General features: G+C 56.0%; 11 protein-coding genes. All 11 read right to left on the minus strand.

Annotated features, from left to right (window positions below):
• Positions 1-97 precede the first annotated feature (97 nt).
• The 11 genes from gatB to hisF all read right to left on the minus strand — a co-directional run bounded on the left by gatB (position 98) and on the right by hisF (position 16,560).
• A complete protein-coding gene (gene gatB, locus MNU25_RS14805) occupies positions 98-1,546 on the minus strand; it encodes an Asp-tRNA(Asn)/Glu-tRNA(Gln) amidotransferase subunit GatB (protein ID WP_240985769.1) in 1,449 nt (482 codons plus the stop codon).
• Positions 1,530-3,020, minus strand: coding sequence for an Asp-tRNA(Asn)/Glu-tRNA(Gln) amidotransferase subunit GatA (gene gatA / locus MNU25_RS14810; RefSeq protein ID WP_240985770.1), 1,491 nt, complete (start codon positions 3,018-3,020; stop codon positions 1,530-1,532). The genes gatB and gatA overlap by 17 nt, the downstream gene beginning before the upstream one ends.
• 50 nt (positions 3,021-3,070) lie before the next feature.
• Positions 3,071-3,355 carry an Asp-tRNA(Asn)/Glu-tRNA(Gln) amidotransferase subunit GatC gene (gene gatC, locus MNU25_RS14815; RefSeq protein ID WP_240985771.1) on the minus strand — a complete coding sequence of 95 codons (285 nt, stop codon included), beginning with the start codon at positions 3,353-3,355 and terminating at the stop codon, positions 3,071-3,073.
• Positions 3,356-3,812: 457 nt separating this feature from the next.
• Entirely contained in the window at positions 3,813-5,954 is a 2,142-nt protein-coding gene (ligA, locus tag MNU25_RS14820) for an NAD-dependent DNA ligase LigA (RefSeq protein ID WP_240985772.1), read from the minus strand.
• A gap of 89 nt (positions 5,955-6,043) precedes the next feature.
• Positions 6,044-8,554, minus strand: a complete 2,511-nt coding sequence (locus MNU25_RS14825; protein ID WP_240985773.1) for a UvrD-helicase domain-containing protein — start codon at positions 8,552-8,554, stop codon at positions 6,044-6,046.
• Between the two features lie 111 nt (positions 8,555-8,665).
• Positions 8,666-8,995 carry a MazG-like family protein gene (locus tag MNU25_RS14830; RefSeq protein WP_240985774.1) on the minus strand — a complete coding sequence of 110 codons (330 nt, stop codon included), beginning with the start codon at positions 8,993-8,995 and terminating at the stop codon, positions 8,666-8,668.
• Between the two features lie 246 nt (positions 8,996-9,241).
• Positions 9,242-11,737, minus strand: a complete 2,496-nt coding sequence (locus tag MNU25_RS14835) for a DNA gyrase/topoisomerase IV subunit A (RefSeq protein WP_240985775.1) — start codon at positions 11,735-11,737, stop codon at positions 9,242-9,244.
• Between the two features lie 148 nt (positions 11,738-11,885).
• Positions 11,886-13,787: a DNA gyrase/topoisomerase IV subunit B gene (locus MNU25_RS14840; RefSeq protein ID WP_240985776.1), complete on the minus strand. Its 1,902-nt coding sequence runs from the start codon at positions 13,785-13,787 to the stop codon at positions 11,886-11,888.
• Positions 13,788-14,108: 321 nt separating this feature from the next.
• Complete coding sequence (locus tag MNU25_RS20615; RefSeq protein ID WP_372503639.1) at positions 14,109-14,414, minus strand: zinc ribbon domain-containing protein; 306 nt, start codon at positions 14,412-14,414, stop codon at positions 14,109-14,111.
• 496 nt (positions 14,415-14,910) lie between these two features.
• Positions 14,911-15,609, minus strand: coding sequence for a bifunctional phosphoribosyl-AMP cyclohydrolase/phosphoribosyl-ATP diphosphatase HisIE (gene hisIE, locus MNU25_RS14850; protein WP_240985778.1), 699 nt, complete (start codon positions 15,607-15,609; stop codon positions 14,911-14,913).
• A gap of 174 nt (positions 15,610-15,783) precedes the next feature.
• Positions 15,784-16,560: an imidazole glycerol phosphate synthase subunit HisF gene (gene hisF, locus MNU25_RS14855; protein ID WP_240985779.1), complete on the minus strand. Its 777-nt coding sequence runs from the start codon at positions 16,558-16,560 to the stop codon at positions 15,784-15,786.
• Positions 16,561-16,751 lie beyond the last annotated feature (191 nt).

Here is a 16,751-nt window from a genome sequence, read left to right on the forward strand (position 1 = left end):
GAACAGGACTTTATCACTTATACAGTATACTTGAACAAATTTTCCCCTGTATATTAGTACAGTCCGTTGAATCGTCGCGAGCGTCAGGATATCTGCGTCAAGTCATTTTCTCCCTGAGCAGGCGGTTTACCAATCCGGGATTACCCTGACCTTTAGTAGCCTTCATCACCCGGCCCACCAGAAATCCGATGGCCTTTTCCTTACCCGCCCGGAAATCCTCCACTGACTGCGGATGGGCAGCCAGTACTTCGTCCACAATTCGGAGCAAGGTTCCCTCATCACTGATCTGGGCCAGGTTCTTTTCCTTGACGATGAGAGACGGATCTTTACCCGTGAGATACATCTCCTCAAGAACATTTTTGCCAATCTTGCCGCTGATTACCCCTTGGTCGATCAAGCCCATGAGTTCGGCGAACTGTTCAGGTGAAAGGCGGGATTCGGCTGCACTCTGCTGGTTCGCATTCAGTAAACGCAGAAAATCGCCGGTAACCCAATTGACCAAAACCTTGGCTTGATCAAAGCGGATAAGCGCCCGGTCAAAGAAATCTGCCAGAGGTTTGGCTGCAACCAAGACGCCGGCATCATATTCCGACAGGCCCAGTTCTAGGTAGCGCAACCGCCGCTCGGCGGGAAGTTCCGGCAAGGTGGTTCTGATCCTCTCCACCCAATCCCGGCCAATGACGAGGGGGACCAAATCCGGTTCCGGAAAATACCGATAATCGTGCGCTTCCTCTTTGGTACGCAAGGCCAAGGTAATCCCTTTGCCCTCGTCCCAAGTCCGTGTTTCCTGAATAACCTGTCCGCCGCCATTCAGCACTTGGGCTTGACGTTCTGTTTCGTATTCAAGGCAACGGCGTACCGAGCTGAAGGAGTTCAGATTCTTGGTTTCCGTCCGGATGCCAAACCCGTCGGCACCCAGCCGCCTGAGCGAGACGTTGATGTCGAAACGCACTGAGCCTTGCTCCATCCGGCAATCGGAAACCTCCGTGTACTGGAGGATTTGCACCAATTGCTCCAAATAGGCCAGCACCTCCGGAACAGAGCGCATATCCGGTTCTGAAACGATTTCCAGCAAGGGAACCCCGGTCCGGTTATAATCGACGTATGATTCATCCGAACTCATAATCGTTTCCCCGCTGTGAACCAGTTTACCGGCGTCTTCTTCCATATGAGCTCGCGTGATTCCGATTTTTTTAACTCTCTCCTCCGTTTCGATCGTCACCCAACCCTTAGTACAGATCGGCAAATCATATTGCGAAGTTTGGTAGTTCTTGGGCAAGTCCGGATAATAGTAATTTTTCCTGTCAAACTTGGAAAACTCCGCGATTTCGCAGTTCAGTGCCAACCCCGCCTTAATGGCCAAGTTGACGACCTCCCGGTTCAAAACCGGCAGAACCCCGGGCATACCCAGACAAACCGGACAGACATGGGTATTCTGTTCTCCGCCGAATTCCGTGCTGCAGCCACAAAAGATCTTTGTTTTCGTTGCCAGCTCCACATGCGTCTCAACGCCGCAGACCATCTCATATCTATCTTGCCAAGCCATCGGCTCTCACCTCCACCCCCAAATCGGGTTTCGCTTTGTGGAATTCCGTGTTTTGTTCGAAGGTGTAGGCCACCCGGTAAAGCGTTCCTTCGTCAAATGCCTTACCCATTAAATGCAGGCCGACAGGCAGCACCCCGGCAAAGCCGGCCGGAAGCGTGATGGCTGGAATGCCGGCTAGATTGACAGGCACCGTACACACGTCCGACAAATACATCGCCAGGGGGTCGGACGATTTTTCTCCGAACTTGAAAGCCGGCGTGGGGGCAACGGGAGAAAGGAGGACATCGTATTCGGCGAACGCCCGATCAAAGTCTCCTTTGATCAAAGTCCGTACTTTTTGGGCTTTGAGGTAATAAGCATCATAATAACCGGAACTGAGCGCATAAGTACCCAGCATGATCCGGCGCTTGACTTCCGGCCCGAATCCTTCCGCCCTGGTTTTGGAAACCATGTCGACAATGTCTTCGGCCCCCCCCCCTCGGTAGCCAAAACCGACTCCGTCATAGCGAGCGAGATTCGAACTGCACTCCGCGGTCGCGATGAGGTAATAGGCAGGGATGGCGTACTCGGTGTGGGGCAGGGAACATTCGTCCACTTGCGCTCCCAAGTCCTGAAGAATCCCCACTGCTTTACGGATGACCTCCGCCACCCTGGGATCCGTGCCGTCACCAAGGTATTCGCGCGGGATACCAATGCGCAAGCCTTGAATGTCGTCGACCAGGAACTGGGTATAATCAGGTTTGCCGTAATTCACCGAGGTGGAATCCTTGGCATCATAGCCGGCGATACAGTTCATGACCAGGGCATTATCCCGGACATCCTTACTGACGGGTCCGATCTGATCGAGGGAAGATGCGTAGGCGATCAACCCATAGCGCGATACCGCCCCATAGGTGGGTTTCAAACCGACGACCCCGCAGAAAGCAGCCGGCTGGCGAATAGAGCCTCCCGTGTCGGAACCGAGGGAATAGGCTGCTTCATCTGCGGCCACCGCTGCGGCGGGTCCTCCGGAGGAGCCACCAGGCACGCAGGCAAGGTCCCAGGGATTCCGGGTGAACCGGAAATGGGAATTCTCAGTCGAGGAGCCCATGGCAAACTCATCCATATTCAGTTTACCCAGACAAATCGTCCCCGCCTTTCTTAACCGCTCCGTAACGGTCGCCTCGAAAGGGGGAACAAAATTCTCCAACATTTTCGAAGAACAGGTCGTTCTCATGCCCTTGGTGCAAATGTTATCTTTCAACCCCATCGGGATTCCCTCCAGGGAACCCGGAGTCTCCCCCCTGGCAATTCTTGCGTCGACCTGTCCGGCCTGTTTCAGAGCTAGGTCTTCACTTACAGAGACATAAGCCGAGACTTTCTCCTCCACCGCCCGGATACGTTCAATGAAAGCCTTGGTCAGTTCCACGGCGCTAACTTCTTTAGCTACCAAAAGATCATGCATTTCAACCGCCGTCTTGGCCGTGATATCCATCACCCGCACTCCTTCCGCCTCACGAGACCTTGTCACCGGGTTCCCAAGCCTCAGACGATCCTGGGAACGCGGAAGAAGCCGTTCTCCGCATCCGGCGCGTTCATCAGGGCTTTCTCCTGTTCCAAGGAGGGTCGTACCACATCTTCCCGCAGCACATTGTGCAAAGGAAGGACATGGGCCGTAGGACTAACCCCGTCGGTATTCAACTGCTCAAGAACTGCCGCATATTCCAAAATGGAGTTGAGCTGCTCCGTGAACATTTCAATCTCCGGTTCCGTAAGCTCCAAGCGGGCCAATAAAGCCACATGTTCAACGTCCGACCGTGAAATTTTCACCCTTTCGCCACCCCTTTTGCCTTCAACCGCCATCAACCACTCATTTGCGCTCCCGCGCATCACATTTGTGCCGAATTACTTCTCTAATATATCAAATCAGGCAAGGTACGGCAAGTTCGAGCCGTCTCCGGCACACTCGCTCACCGGACCGCCCCCCGGATCATCCGTCGTTGAGGTGCCGTTAGCTCCCGCCGGGTCCCGTTATACCCTAGGGATGCCGCAGGCCCGGCTGCGCCCACATTCAAGCGTTCCGGCGGATTAACGCATCCGGCCCAGTGCGGGGAAACTCCAGCCTTCCCGGGAACCGCAGACATTCCGCCCTATGACACGTTGTGCCCATGACGGGGGATTGGCTCTGTTACGGAGGATTCGCTCCCCGCGCAGAATCCGAAGGCAGCAGGCAGGGCCCACGGTGAAACCGCCGGTTGCCTTGCGCGGCGAATCCGATGGGACTCTCTTACGAGCCAGCGGGTTGTGCCGCCTCTGAGGGCGCTGTTTCCTTGGCCCTTCCGGCCAACCACCGGGAAAATTCGTCTTCATCCATGACGGGGATACCGAGCGCCCTGGCCTGCTCCAGCTTGGACCCTGCCTTCTCTCCGGCTACCACCAGACTCGTTTTCTTGCTGACGCTTCCTGCCGCTCTTGCGCCCATCTCTTCGATCAAGGCTTCGATTCCGCGGCGATCCCAGCGCTTGAGGCTGCCCGTGACAACAATCGTCTGACCTGCGAGGAGCGGCTGCCGGCTGCCCGTGTCTGAAGTTGTTTTTACGCCGGCTAGCCGAAGTTTGGTCAGAAACTCACCGGTACTCTCTAAGGTGAAAAACTGCCTGATGCTTCTGGCCATCACCGGACCGATATCCGGAATCTCTTGCAGTTCTTCCTGGGTGGCGCCTTCCAGCCGTTCCAGAGAAGTAAAGGTCTGAGCCAGCACCCGGCCGGCCTTCGCGCCCACGTGGTGAATTCCCAAGGCGAACAGGAGAGGCGCTAACCCGCGTTCTTTGCTTTTTTCAATGGCCTGAAGCAAATTCTCCGCCGACTTGCGGCCCATGCGTTCCAACTCCAAAAGCTGTTCAAACTTCAGGGTGAAGAGGTCAGCGGCGTCCTTGATCAGACCCGTCTCCAGCAACTGCGCCACCAAAGCCGGCCCCAGGCCGTCGACATTCATCGCGTCCCGGGAAACAAAGTGAATCACCGCCTCCCGCTGCCTCGCCGGGCAACGGATACTGGTGCAACGGTAAGCCACCTCTCCCTCCTCCCGGCTGACCGGACCGCCGCAGGCCGGGCAGGTGCCGGGCATCACGAACTCGCGCTCAGCACCTGACCTCTTTTCGGCCAGGACTGTGACCACTTCCGGAATGACATCCCCCGCCTTCTGAAGTAAGACATGATCCCCAATCCGGATGTCTTTCTCCCCAATATAATCCGCATTGTGCAAAGTCGCCTTACTCACGGTCGAACCCGCCACTGCCACGGGCGTCAGGCAAGCGGTGGGCGTCAGTACCCCCGTGCGCCCGACCCTAACCACGATATCCTCCACTACACTTTCCACTTGCTCAGCCGGAAACTTAAAGGCGATAGCCCAACGGGGGCTCTTGGAAGTAAAGCCAAGGTTTCTCTGCTGGTCCAGGCTATTGACCTTGATGACCAACCCGTCAATGTCATAGGCGAGCTGATGTCTCCGTTCCGCCATCTCCCCGCAGTAGCGGACGACTCCCTCAATATCCCGAAAAATGCGGAACTCCGGATTGACGGAAAAACCGAGCCTCTGCAAATACGCCAAGACTCCGCTCTGAGTCTCAACCTGCCCGACCCCTTCTCCCAGCATCTGGTATGCGAAAAAGCCCAGTTTGCGTTGGGCGGTGACGGCCGAATTTAATTGTCTCAAAGAACCCGCGGCCGCGTTCCGGGGATTCGCAAAGGTGGTTTGTCCCTCCTCCTCGCGCTCCTGATTCAATCTGAGAAATGAGGCTTTGGGCATATAACCTTCCCCACGCACATCCAGACGCAGGATCTTTTCCGGCAAGCGCAGGGGAAGAGAAGAAATCGTCTTAACGTTAGCCGTGATGTCTTCGCCGACTTCTCCGTCCCCGCGCGTCGCTCCCCTGAGCAAAAGCCCATTTTCATAGGATATGGCCACTGTTAACCCGTCAATTTTCAGTTCCACAACATATTCCGCATCCGGGGCCACGGACCGCACCCGCCGGTCGAACTCGCGCAAGTCCCCCGCGTCGAAGGCATTGTCCAGGCTAAGCAGAGGTTCGACATGCCTCACCTTGTTGAACTCCTTAGCCACATGGCCCCCCACGCGCTGGCTGGGGGAATCCGGCGTCACGAGTTCCGGATACTTGCGCTCCCACTCCAGCAATTCACCCATTAAAGAGTCATATTCGGCATCGGTCAGAGTCGGTCGATCCAGTCCGTAGTAATTCCTATTCGCCTCTTCTATCTGCCGGCGCAGGAAGGAAATCCGTTCACCCTCGCGCTTTCGCCCTCCATCTTGTCCAGGTTTTGTCCCCCTGTTCCCTGCCGTCGCCTGCTCCGAGCTTCCGTCTGGCTTTCTCTCCTTTTTTCGTCCCTCCTTGGTCGGTTCTTCATCCATACGAATCCCTCCTCGCGAGGATAATTTGGTCATCCCTGAGAATCGCAGCCAAAAACGCGAATAACTTAGTCATCCTCTCTGCACCTGACCTAAAACCGAGTCAGTTTGGCATATTCGGAAATTAGTTGTTTGAGCTGTCCGCTAAAGGCCACCGTGAGGATGGCGGAGGCCCCCTCTCCTTTGACGCTCACGATAATCCCCCTGCCGAATTTCTCATGCTCCACCTTGTCTCCGACATGATACGTTTCACTTTTGCCGGTTGCCAGGGGAGTCCCTGCGGAGGCAAGTGAACCATCGTCCCGGTTCTTGCTGCGGCCGTGTCCGCTTGTCCCAGCGAAACCCCCGCCCCGAACGGCGCCGCCCATGCGTCCCTGCCGCCGGGGCGGAGGATCGATTGGGTCCCGATCCAGCATTAACTCGGGGGGAACCTCACTGAAAAATCTTGAAGGCAAATTGCTTTGAATGTGCCCATAGAGCAGCCGCCGGCTGGCGCAGCAGAGGTATATTTTTTCCTTGGCCCGGGTCAGAGCCACGTAGCAAAGCCGGCGTTCCTCTTCCAGTGCCGCTTCCGCCAGCAAAGAATGGGAACTGGGGAAAATGCCCTCCTCCATACCCACCAGAAAAACCACCGGGAACTCCAGCCCTTTGGCCGAATGCATGGTCATCAAAACGACACCGTCGTCACCTTCGTTCAACTGGTCAATATCAGCCACCAAAGCTACCTGCTCCAGAAAGCCGCCCACCCCCGCGGAGAAATCGTCAATCACGAGTGCGGGCCCGTCCTCTTCCTCGGCAGGGAAGTCGCCCCCAGCCTCGGGTATAGGGCGGTCTTCTGCCCCCGCCGAGGCAGTATCTCCCGTTCCCGAAACGATCCGGTCCTCTCCCCCGGTCAGGAAGGTACCCCCAGCCTGGGTTCCAGGGCGGTCTTCTGCCCCCGGCCCGAGCCGGTCTTCCGCCTCCGCTAAGGAACCGGACGCCGTTCCCGCTGCCGGCCGGTTTCCTTCTTCGGCGGCCTGTTCGTCTCTTTCCTCGGGTATTTTGGCATCATATTCGGCGGTAACTGAGAGGAATTCCTGCAGGTTCTCCACCCTGGCTTGGGCTTCCGGCGTGTTGTCAGCCTTGAGCATGGTCCAATAATCGGTCTTGTCCAGGATCTCCTCAACCAGATCCGTGATTTTCCCCTCCAGGCTCTGTTCTCGCAGTTCTTCCAAGAGCCTGCTAAGACTCAGGAGAGCCTCACGGGCCTGGGGCCGCAAGCCGGGAATGTACTCGGCTTCCCTTAGCGCGGCCAGCATGTCCAAGCCCTGCTCTTCCGCATAGAGCAGTACCTTCGCCAGTACGCTCTCACCTAAACCCCGTTTCGGCACATTGAGAATCCTGCTGAAACTCACCCGGTCCGCCGGGTTGTGCAAAACCCTCAGATAGGCGAGAATATCTTTAATCTCCATCCGTTCGTAGAATTTCATACCCGAAACGACCCGGTAAGGAATTCCCTCCCGCAAGAGGTACTCCTCCAAAATACGGGATTGGGCATTGGAGCGGTAGAGCACGGCAAAATCCTTATTCGGACGGCCCTCCCGGTCTTTCAAGCGCCGGATCCTCTCCGCCACGTAGCGTGCCTCATCCCGTTCATCCTCCGCCGCATAATGAATTAGCAGGTCCCCGGACAGATTCTCCGTCCAGAGAGACTTGGCTTTGCGGTCCAGGTTATGCCGAACCACGGCATTCGCCGCCTGCAAAATGTGTTTCGTGGAGCGGTAGTTCTGCTCCAGCTTGAGGACCACGGCTTCCGGGTAATCCCGCTCGAAAGCGAGGATATTCTGGACATCGGCCCCTCTCCAGCCATACACAGCCTGATCGTCGTCTCCCACCACACAGAGGTTGCGATAGCGGGCCGCCAGCAGGTTGACCAAAGTATACTGGGCATGATTGGTGTCCTGGTATTCATCCACCAAAATATAGCGAAACCTGTCGCGGTAATAGTCCAGAACGGTCGGATTTTGGCGGAAGAGCTCAACTGTGAGCATGATAATATCATCAAAATCCAAGGCATTATTAGCCATAAGTTTCTTCTGATAAAGTCTGTAGGCTTTGGCCGCCATCTCTTCAAAATACTCGGCCGCCTGCCCCTCCGCGTCCTGCACTTGGCAGAGCCTGTTTTTCCAATCGCTGATTTTGGCTGAAATGCCTCGAGCCGGGAATTTCTTCTCGTCCAGGTCCAATTCCTTAAGGCAGGACTTCAATACGGACAGCTGGTCCCCAGTATCGTAGATAACAAAACTGCGCGCGTATCCGGACAAATGATCGATTTCCCGCCGCAGAATACGGACACAGGCGGAGTGAAAAGTAGATACCCAAAGGCCAGCCCCTGCGCTTCCCAACAATGTCTCCACCCGTTGTCTCATTTCCTTAGCCGCCTTGTTAGTGAACGTAATGGCCAAAATACTCCAAGGGGCAACACCCCGGGCAACGAGATGGGCGATGCGATAAGTTAAGACGCGGGTTTTCCCCGATCCTGCCCCAGCCAGGATCAGCAAAGGTCCGTCCCGATGCTCGACCGCCTCCCGCTGGACCGGATTCAAATCCGCCAAACTATACATTGTAAACCACTCACCTCGCTCCCAATAACATTAGCCCCGGCATCCTGGATGCTCTGCGCGAATCGATAATTTCGCATCATGTTCTTGATCTTCAGGTGTTCCATGGCGCTCCTAATCACAATAGCCTTTTTGCCGCAGCTTTTCCGTATGCTCCTCCAGGACCCCGGCCAAATCGATTCCGTACTGCTCTTCGAGGACAAACATCATCGTCACAGCTGTTTGGGCCACATCCATCAGCTCACGGGCCACCAACTGCATAGCCTCTTTCTCCTCGATCTTTGGCCTTTCGCCGCTCAGCCCCCGGAACTTCCCAATCGCTTGGGCCAGCTCACCCGACTCCTCCATGATCTTCAGGGCCGTGCTCTCCAGGGAGGGACTTAAGCGATTCAGGCGGGGAAGTGTAACTGTTTTCGATACCCGTGCCCACTTTACGCTTTCCATACCATATCCTCCTCGTTCTTGGGAGTTTATCAACACTCCGCAGAACACTGCGACTTTCTGGGTCGGAAGTGAACTCGTTCAACTGACGAAGCCGCCTATCCCAAAACGACACTTCGCGGCGAAGGCGTCATTGTCCGGTGGACAATGACGGCCGAAGGCTGAGTCTCCCCCCTACGAAGCAACGGGGGAACCACTCCCACTTGTAGAAGTGGGAGTCTCCCCTCCCGGAACACCGGCAACGGCGCCCTAGCCAAAGACCGCGATCACGTAATCATCCAGCACGACCGCAACCAGCAAAGCGCCTCTCCGCGACCGGGTTTCAATCTTGAGGCTCTCGACCGGGATCCGGGTCTGCGCCCCACTCCTTTGCAGCACGGTCAAAACGGCTGCCGGGCCTACCGGCAGGGCGGCCGCCAACAACCCGGTCTTTTCCAGTTCCACCCGGGCAGCCGTGACTCCTTTGCCGCCCGGTTTCTGTCGTTTGAACTCCTCAATGGGTGTGCGTTTGAGCCAACCCCGTTCACTCACCGTTATGAGATCCGCCGCCGCATCTGTCACGGGCAGGGCGGCCACCACCGAGTCTCCCGGAGCCAGGTTAACCCCCCGCACCCCTTTGGACTTGCGGCCCATGGCCCTAATGTCAGCCTCCGTCAAACGCAAGGCCTGTCCTTGAGCCGTGAGCAAGATCAGATCCTGCTCCTCCGGGCTGATCCAGGCTGTAACGAGAGTATCGTCCGGTTTCAATGTCATACCTTCTGCAGTCCTCAGATTGGCAAAGTCTGCAGCCGGGCTTTTCATAATTTGTCCCAGCCGGGTGACAAAGACGACATGGCCCCCCGCCGCTTCCGGCAGAGGCCGGCAAGCCGCGATTTCTTCTCCTTCGGGGAGGGAAACAACTGCCGAGAGCGTTTTCCCTTTTACCCTGCCGGACGTTTCGGGAACCAACTTCGCGGCTAAACTGTACACTTTCCCGCTCACACCGAAGAATAACAGCTGATCCTTATCTGTACAACGCACTTTGTGTCGAAGAATATCCCCGTCTTTGTATTGAAATATGTCTGTGTCTTTGTACCGAAGTGCATCCCCCTCTTTGTATCCGAACCTATCTTCGCCCTTGTGTTCAAACATATCCCCGCCTTGGCCTGCCGGATCTCCCATCTTGCCGCGTCCGTTTTTCCCCGGCAGCCGGGCTTTGATGAATCCCTTGCCGGTCAGCAAGACCTCCAACGGCCTCGCCGGCCCCGCGGGAACGGTCTGAGGCTTCCCTTGGTCCCCGCCGTCCAGGATAACGGTTCTCCGCTCGTCTCCGTACTTATCTGCTGTCTCCTTCAGTTCTTTCTTAATGATACCATAAACTTTCCTCTCATCGGCTAAAATCTCTTGCAAGGCAACGACAGTTTTTTGAATCTTGTCATACTCACGCTCTATCCCAAGCAATTCCAGATGAGTTAGGTGCTGGAGTTTCATATCCAAGACTGCCTGGGCCTGCAGTTCGGAGAACGCGAAGCGGAGAACCAAAGCTGCCTTGGCTAAGGCCGGAGTCTTGGCCGCCCGGATCTCTGAAATCACCTGATCAAGATTTTGAATCGCTTTGACCAGCCCCTCCAGGATGTGCGCTCTCTCTTTCGCCCTCTTCAGGTCATACGTGACCCGGTTCACGACAACTTCCCGGCGATGCTCAATGTAAGCGGCATTGATTTCTTTTAAGTTCATGACTTTCGGGGTACCGTCGGCCGCAATCACCAGGTTAATGATGCTAAAGGATTCCTGCAGCTGCGTGTACTTGTAAAGCCGCTCGAGAATCTTCTCCGGATCGCTGTCTTTGCGGCATTCCACCACCAGGCGCATCCCTTCGCGGTCCGACTCGTCACGGACATCCGCGATTCCCTCGATCTTATCCGCGGTTAGAGTTTCAATCTTAGCGGCCAGATTCGCCTTATTGACCTGATAAGGAATTTCCGTAATGACTATAAGGCTTTTGCCGTTTTTCCCGGGTTGAATCGACGCCTTGCCGCGCAGGATGATTTTGCCCCGCCCTGTTTCGCAGGCTTGGCGGATGCCCTCTCTTCCCAAGATAAATCCCCCTGTGGGAAAATCAGGCCCAGGCACCCAGTTCATCAGCTCCGCCGGCGTAATTTCCGGCCGGTCGATTTGGTGAATGATTCCGTTCACCGCCTCGCCCAAGTTATGAGGCGGCATGTTGGTGGAAAGTCCCACAGCGATTCCCCCGGCACCGTTGACCAGGACGTTAGGCAAAGGGCTGGATAAAACCACGGGTTCCTTGAGACGGTTGTCGTAGTTTGGCCGAAAACTGACAGTGTCCTTCTCCAGGTCTTGGCACATCAGTCTGGCCAAAGGGGTCATGCGTATCTCCGTGTAGCGCATAGCCGCAGCCGGATCCCCGTCCACCGAACCGAAATTTCCGTGCCCATCAACAAAAGGATAGCGGGAAGCCCAGGGTTGGGCCATGCGCACGGCCGCTTCATAGATGGCGCTGTCGCCGTGGGGGTGATAGGCCCCCATACAATGCCCAACCAAACGGGCAGATTTCGAGTAGGGCTTATCCGGATACATACCGAGCTCGTTCATGGAGTAAATAATACGCCGGTGCACCGGCTTGAGGCCATCCCGCACATCCGGAATGGCCCGGTGCAGGATAACAAATTTTGAATAGCCCATATAAGCCTCAGGCAGTACCTCTTCCAAAGGCCTTTGACTGATGTTTTCTTCCAAGACGCTCATGTTTTTCCTCCGTTTGCGCGGGACGACTCACTCACCCCGGCCGGGGGTCCCGGCAATCCCGCTCCGACTTGGGCCGCCTTCCGGCTCCATTCGTCCTCCGGCTTGGGCCGCCCTCCGGCTTCGTTCGCCCCCTCCGGCTTGGTCTTTTTCAGATATCCTCTTGCGTGAAGACAATATGCTCCATGAGAAATTCCCGCCGAGGTTCCACTGCCGGACCCATGCAGATATTGAGTTTTCTCTCGGCAGCCACCGCATCGTCAATCGTCACTTGAATCATTTTACGGTTAGCCGGATTCAGCGTGGTTTCCCACAACTGCTCGGGGTTCATCTCCCCTAAGCCTTTATACCTCTGCACCTGGGCTTTACGGCCCAGGTGCTTGAGCGCTTCTTTCAGCTCAGAATCATCGTAGGCATAACGAACGCCGCTGCCCTTTTGCACCTTGTATAAAGGGGACTGGGCAATATAGATGCGGTTGTCTAAAATGAGCGGGCGCATATAGCGATAGAAGAAAGTCAGGAGGAGGGTGCGGATATGGGCTCCGTCCAGGTCGGAATCCGTCATGATGCAAACCCGGGCATAATTGCATTTCTCCAAATCAAATTCCTTCCCCAACCCCGCGCCGATGGCCGTAATCATCGAGCGTATTTCTTCATTTTCCAGCACCTTGTCCAGCTTCGCGCGGAAAGTATTGATGACCTTGCCCCGAAGGGGGAGAATCGCCTGAAAACGGCGGTCGCGGCCGGACTTGGCCGAACCCCCGGCCGAATCCCCCTCGACCAGAAAGAGTTCATTTTTTAACTTGTCTTTTTCGGAGCAGGCCGCCAGTTTCCCTCCCAGGGCTTTTGCCTCCGCGTCCTTTTTCATGCGTTTGAGCTCTTTGGCCCGTTTGGAGGCGATGCGAACCTGGGCCGTGCGCCAGGACTTGCTGATGACTTCTTTGGCTACATTGGGGTACTGCTCAAAAAAACCGTTCAAACCCTCGTTGGCCAGAGACTGGACAATGCCTTCCACTTCCGTATTTGAAAGCCTAGTCTTGGTTTGCCCTTCAAACTGCGGTTCCCGTACTTTGACTGAGAGTACGCAAACCAGCCCGTCACGCAAATCGTCTCCGATTAAACTCTCATCCTTGTTTTTCAGCAGGCCCGCTTTTTTGCCGTAATTATTAAAAACCCGGGTCAAGGCGGTCCTCAACCCGCTTTCATGCGTCCCCCCCTCTACGGTGGCGATATTGTTGCAGAACGAATAAAATGTTTCCGTATCCGCATCATTATACTGGATGGCACATTCAGCCTGAACGCCGTCCTTTTCTCCCCGAAAATAGATCGGCCGTTTATGCAGAGGTTCATTACCCCCCTCCGCACTGATCTGATCGACAAACCCTACCAACCCGGTCCGAGCGCAGTAACTCTCGGCACGTTCTCCCCCACGCCTATCGAGAAAATCGATCACTAAGCCGGCATTGAGATACGCCAACTCCTGCAGCCGGCTTTGCAGAATTTCCGCTTTTAAAACCTGTTCTTTAAAAATTGCCCAGTCCGGCCGGAAAGTCACCTTGGTCCCAGTCCCCTTCACCCTGTGCTCGACGACTTTGAGCTCGGAGACAAGTTTCCCCCCGTCGGCATACTCGAGCCGGAAACGCTTGCCCTCCCGTTTTATCTCAAGCAGCAAGAATTCTGATAAAGCATTGACGACACTGGCGCCTACCCCGTGCAACCCACCGGAGACTTTATAGGATTCCCCGCCGAACTTGCCTCCGGCATGCAGAACCTCGTAAGCCACCCTGGCGGCCGGGATCCCCATTTTGGGATGGATGTCCACGGGAATGCCGCGGCCGTTGTCCTCCACCGTCAGTGAGTTATCCGGGTTTAGCGTCACCCGAATCCGGCTACAATGCCCTGACTCCACTTCATCGATTGCATTGTCAATGATTTCCCAGGCCAGATGGTGCAATCCCCGGGAATTTGTGGCCCCTATGTACATACCCGGGCGTTTTCGCACCGCTTCCAACCCGTCCAGGATTTGAATGTCTTCCGCATTATATCCTGCCAAGACCGCCTTGCCCCCTTCCCCGGCTTCCGGACGACCGGCCCCGTGCTGACTTTCAGGTCACGGGCCCCATGGGGTTTAGCCGGATCCAGCCGTTTCTTTATTTTACCACATTGTGGACCTTTTTGGAACATATGTTTCAGCCGAGAGCAGAAAAACGTCAAAATCCCGCGTCTATCCTTGCGCTTTCCGGCGCTTTTGGGTCGACGGGGTCCTGCGACCGAGGGGATACCCGCGGTCAAGGCCGCATAAATGGCACTAGGGCGAGCAGCCTGCACTGCCCGCCCACCCATAATAGGGTATAGATCACAATATTACCGCTCTTCAACTACCCCTGACTAAAGTCAGAGGATTGCGGCTTTCCTCCACCGGGTCCGGCCCAGTATCATTGGAATCCACATCAGGGACGGTTGAAACGCGCCCCGTAATCGTCCGGTCCTGCCGGGCGACCAACGTTCTAAGCCTTACATTACGTCCGCCTACCAAGTCAGCATGCAGCGTATAACCGCAAGCTTCGCAGGTGAAGAGCAGTCCCTTTCCCGGCCGGTTGTTCTTGCTCGTATGCTCGCAACGGGGGCATGCTTGGCTTGTATAATGGGCATCCTGGCGGGTAGCGTACCCTCCGTACAGCGATGACTTATCGAGCGCATACCGACATCAACACCCTGCACTTGAGTCATATCGTTTAAGTCAACGCTTTGCTCACGTGTGATCGGGACGATCAGATATAACGCCTTGCGTCTTTTATCATACCAGAGCTTGGCAGTGCCAATTTTCCACTCGCCCGAACGCAAGCGCTCAACGTGAGGAGTCCACCCCTCATAAGCAACGCGAACTTGGCCTTCCAATGTATTGACCGCGGCCGTTTGGTTCTTGCCGAACGAATAATCCCTGCCGTAGACCATTTCAGTCGTGCGCGATTTGAATTCGGGAGCTTTCTCCAAACCGTGGTAATATTTCTTGGTGTACCCAAGTTCGCGATGCTCGGCGTTTTGTTTTATTTTTGTCCACTCTCCTTGGTAAGTGGACGCGACTCTGCGAATCGCCGATTGAGCCAACTGAGACCTTACCGTTTTCGGATGATCAAGCTCCGTCCTTACCGTGTTGATGGGGTATGGAGAGTGCTTCACTTCCTGCGCTGCCTCAATTCGCAGGCGACTTCCTCAAGTGCGACACCCCGTTCTTCCAGCATCACCAGCAGGTGATAAAGTAGATCGCTCACTTCGTAGCGGATCTCGGCCGGAGCCTGATTCTTGGCGGCAATGATCACCTCGGCGCTTTCTTCCCCAACCTTCTTCAGGATCTTGTCAAGACCCTGGTTGAAAAGGTACGTCGTGTAGGCTCCCTCCGGCCTTTGCTCGCGGCGCGACCGGATAACCTCCGCCAAATCCCGGAGCACTTTACCCAGGTCAGGTTCGGGCCTTCTCTCCGGCTGCCCGACCTTGGCAAACCCAGCGGTCTCCGTCCTGTAGTGAAAACAGGAAAAGTAATTTTCGTGGCAGGCCATGCCGCTTTGCTCGACCGTCAGGAGGAGAGCGTCCTGGTCGCAGTCAAAGCGCAGGTCGAGGATCTTTTGCGTGTGTCCGGACGTTTCTCCCTTTCGCCATAAAGTTTGCCTGCTTCTGCTGTAGTACCAGGCACGCCCCTCCTCCAGGGTGAGTCTGAGCGCTGTTTCATTCATGTAAGCCAGCATCAAAACTTCCCGGGTTTCCACATCCTGCACAACAGCCGGGATAAGCCCGTCCGCGTTCCAACGTATTCCCGCCGGAACCTGAAGTCGGTTGAGCTGTGTGTTCGCTTGATCTTTTTCCACGCTAACCTCCATTTCGCCGCTGCTGCGGACAACTAAAATACTGACATCCTCGCACGGCTAAAGCCTGGCTAAAGCCGCGGGCCCCACGGAGCTGGGGTAAAAACGGTTTTCTAATTCGCAGCTGCCCGCAAGCTTCACTAAGCCGCTTGCGTAGTGAAAAGTGCACCTTCCGGCCGGGATTCGCTCTTACCTTTCGGACGCTGTCAGCCGCCGCACCGGGATACCCTTCGCCGCCAAGAAATCCTTGGCCTGGGCAATGCTAAATTCCCTGTAGTGGAAAATCGAAGCCGCCAACACAGCGTCGGCTTCACCCTCTGTCAGCCCCTGCGCCAAATGCTCCAGATTCCCGACCCCGCCGCTCGCGATTACCGGCAGGGAAACAGCTTCACTTACCGCGCGCGTCAATTCCAAATCATATCCGGCCTTAGTGCCGTCCCGATCCATCGAAGTCAAAAGGATTTCTCCGGCTCCCAGGCTCTCCGCTTCCCGAGCCCAGTTCAAGGCGTCTTTGCCCGTGGGCGTACGCCCGCCGTGAATATAGACCTCCCAGCGGCCGGGCCGAGTTTGGCGGGCATCAATCGCCACGACCATGCACTGGCTTCCGAAAGCCAGCGCACCTTCTTCGATCAGGTGCGGGTTCTGCACCGCGGCGGTATTAAGCGAAACCTTGTCCGCTCCGGCCCGCAAGACCTCGCGCACATCTTCCAGGCTGCGCAACCCCCCTCCTAGGGTAAAAGGGATAAATACTTCTTCCGCCGTGCGCCTCACCATGTTTATCATCGTTTTCCTCCCTTCATGGGAAGCCGAAATATCCAGAAAGACCAGTTCATCCGCACCTTCCCTGTCATAAAAAGCGGCCAGTTCAACGGGGTCCCCGGCATCGCGCAAGTGAACAAAGTTCGTCCCTTTCACAACCCGCCCTCCGTGAACGTCCAGACACGGAATAATTCTCTTGCTTAGCATGGTTCAAATCCCCCCCATTCCGTGCAACCCCCCGCGCTTGTTACGGCGTACCGGCCTCCTCGGTACTCCTGAGTGGCCAGACCCGCATAGCCGCCGCACTCCCGTTTCTCCCCGCGGCCCCCGCGGTTTTGTTTGCATCCCCAGTATCTGGTTTGCGTCCCCAGAATCTGGTTTGCGTCCCCAGGATCTGG

Source organism: Acididesulfobacillus acetoxydans (assembly GCF_902729405.1).
Classification (GTDB): Bacteria; Bacillota; Desulfitobacteriia; order Desulfitobacteriales; family Desulfitobacteriaceae; genus Acididesulfobacillus; species Acididesulfobacillus acetoxydans.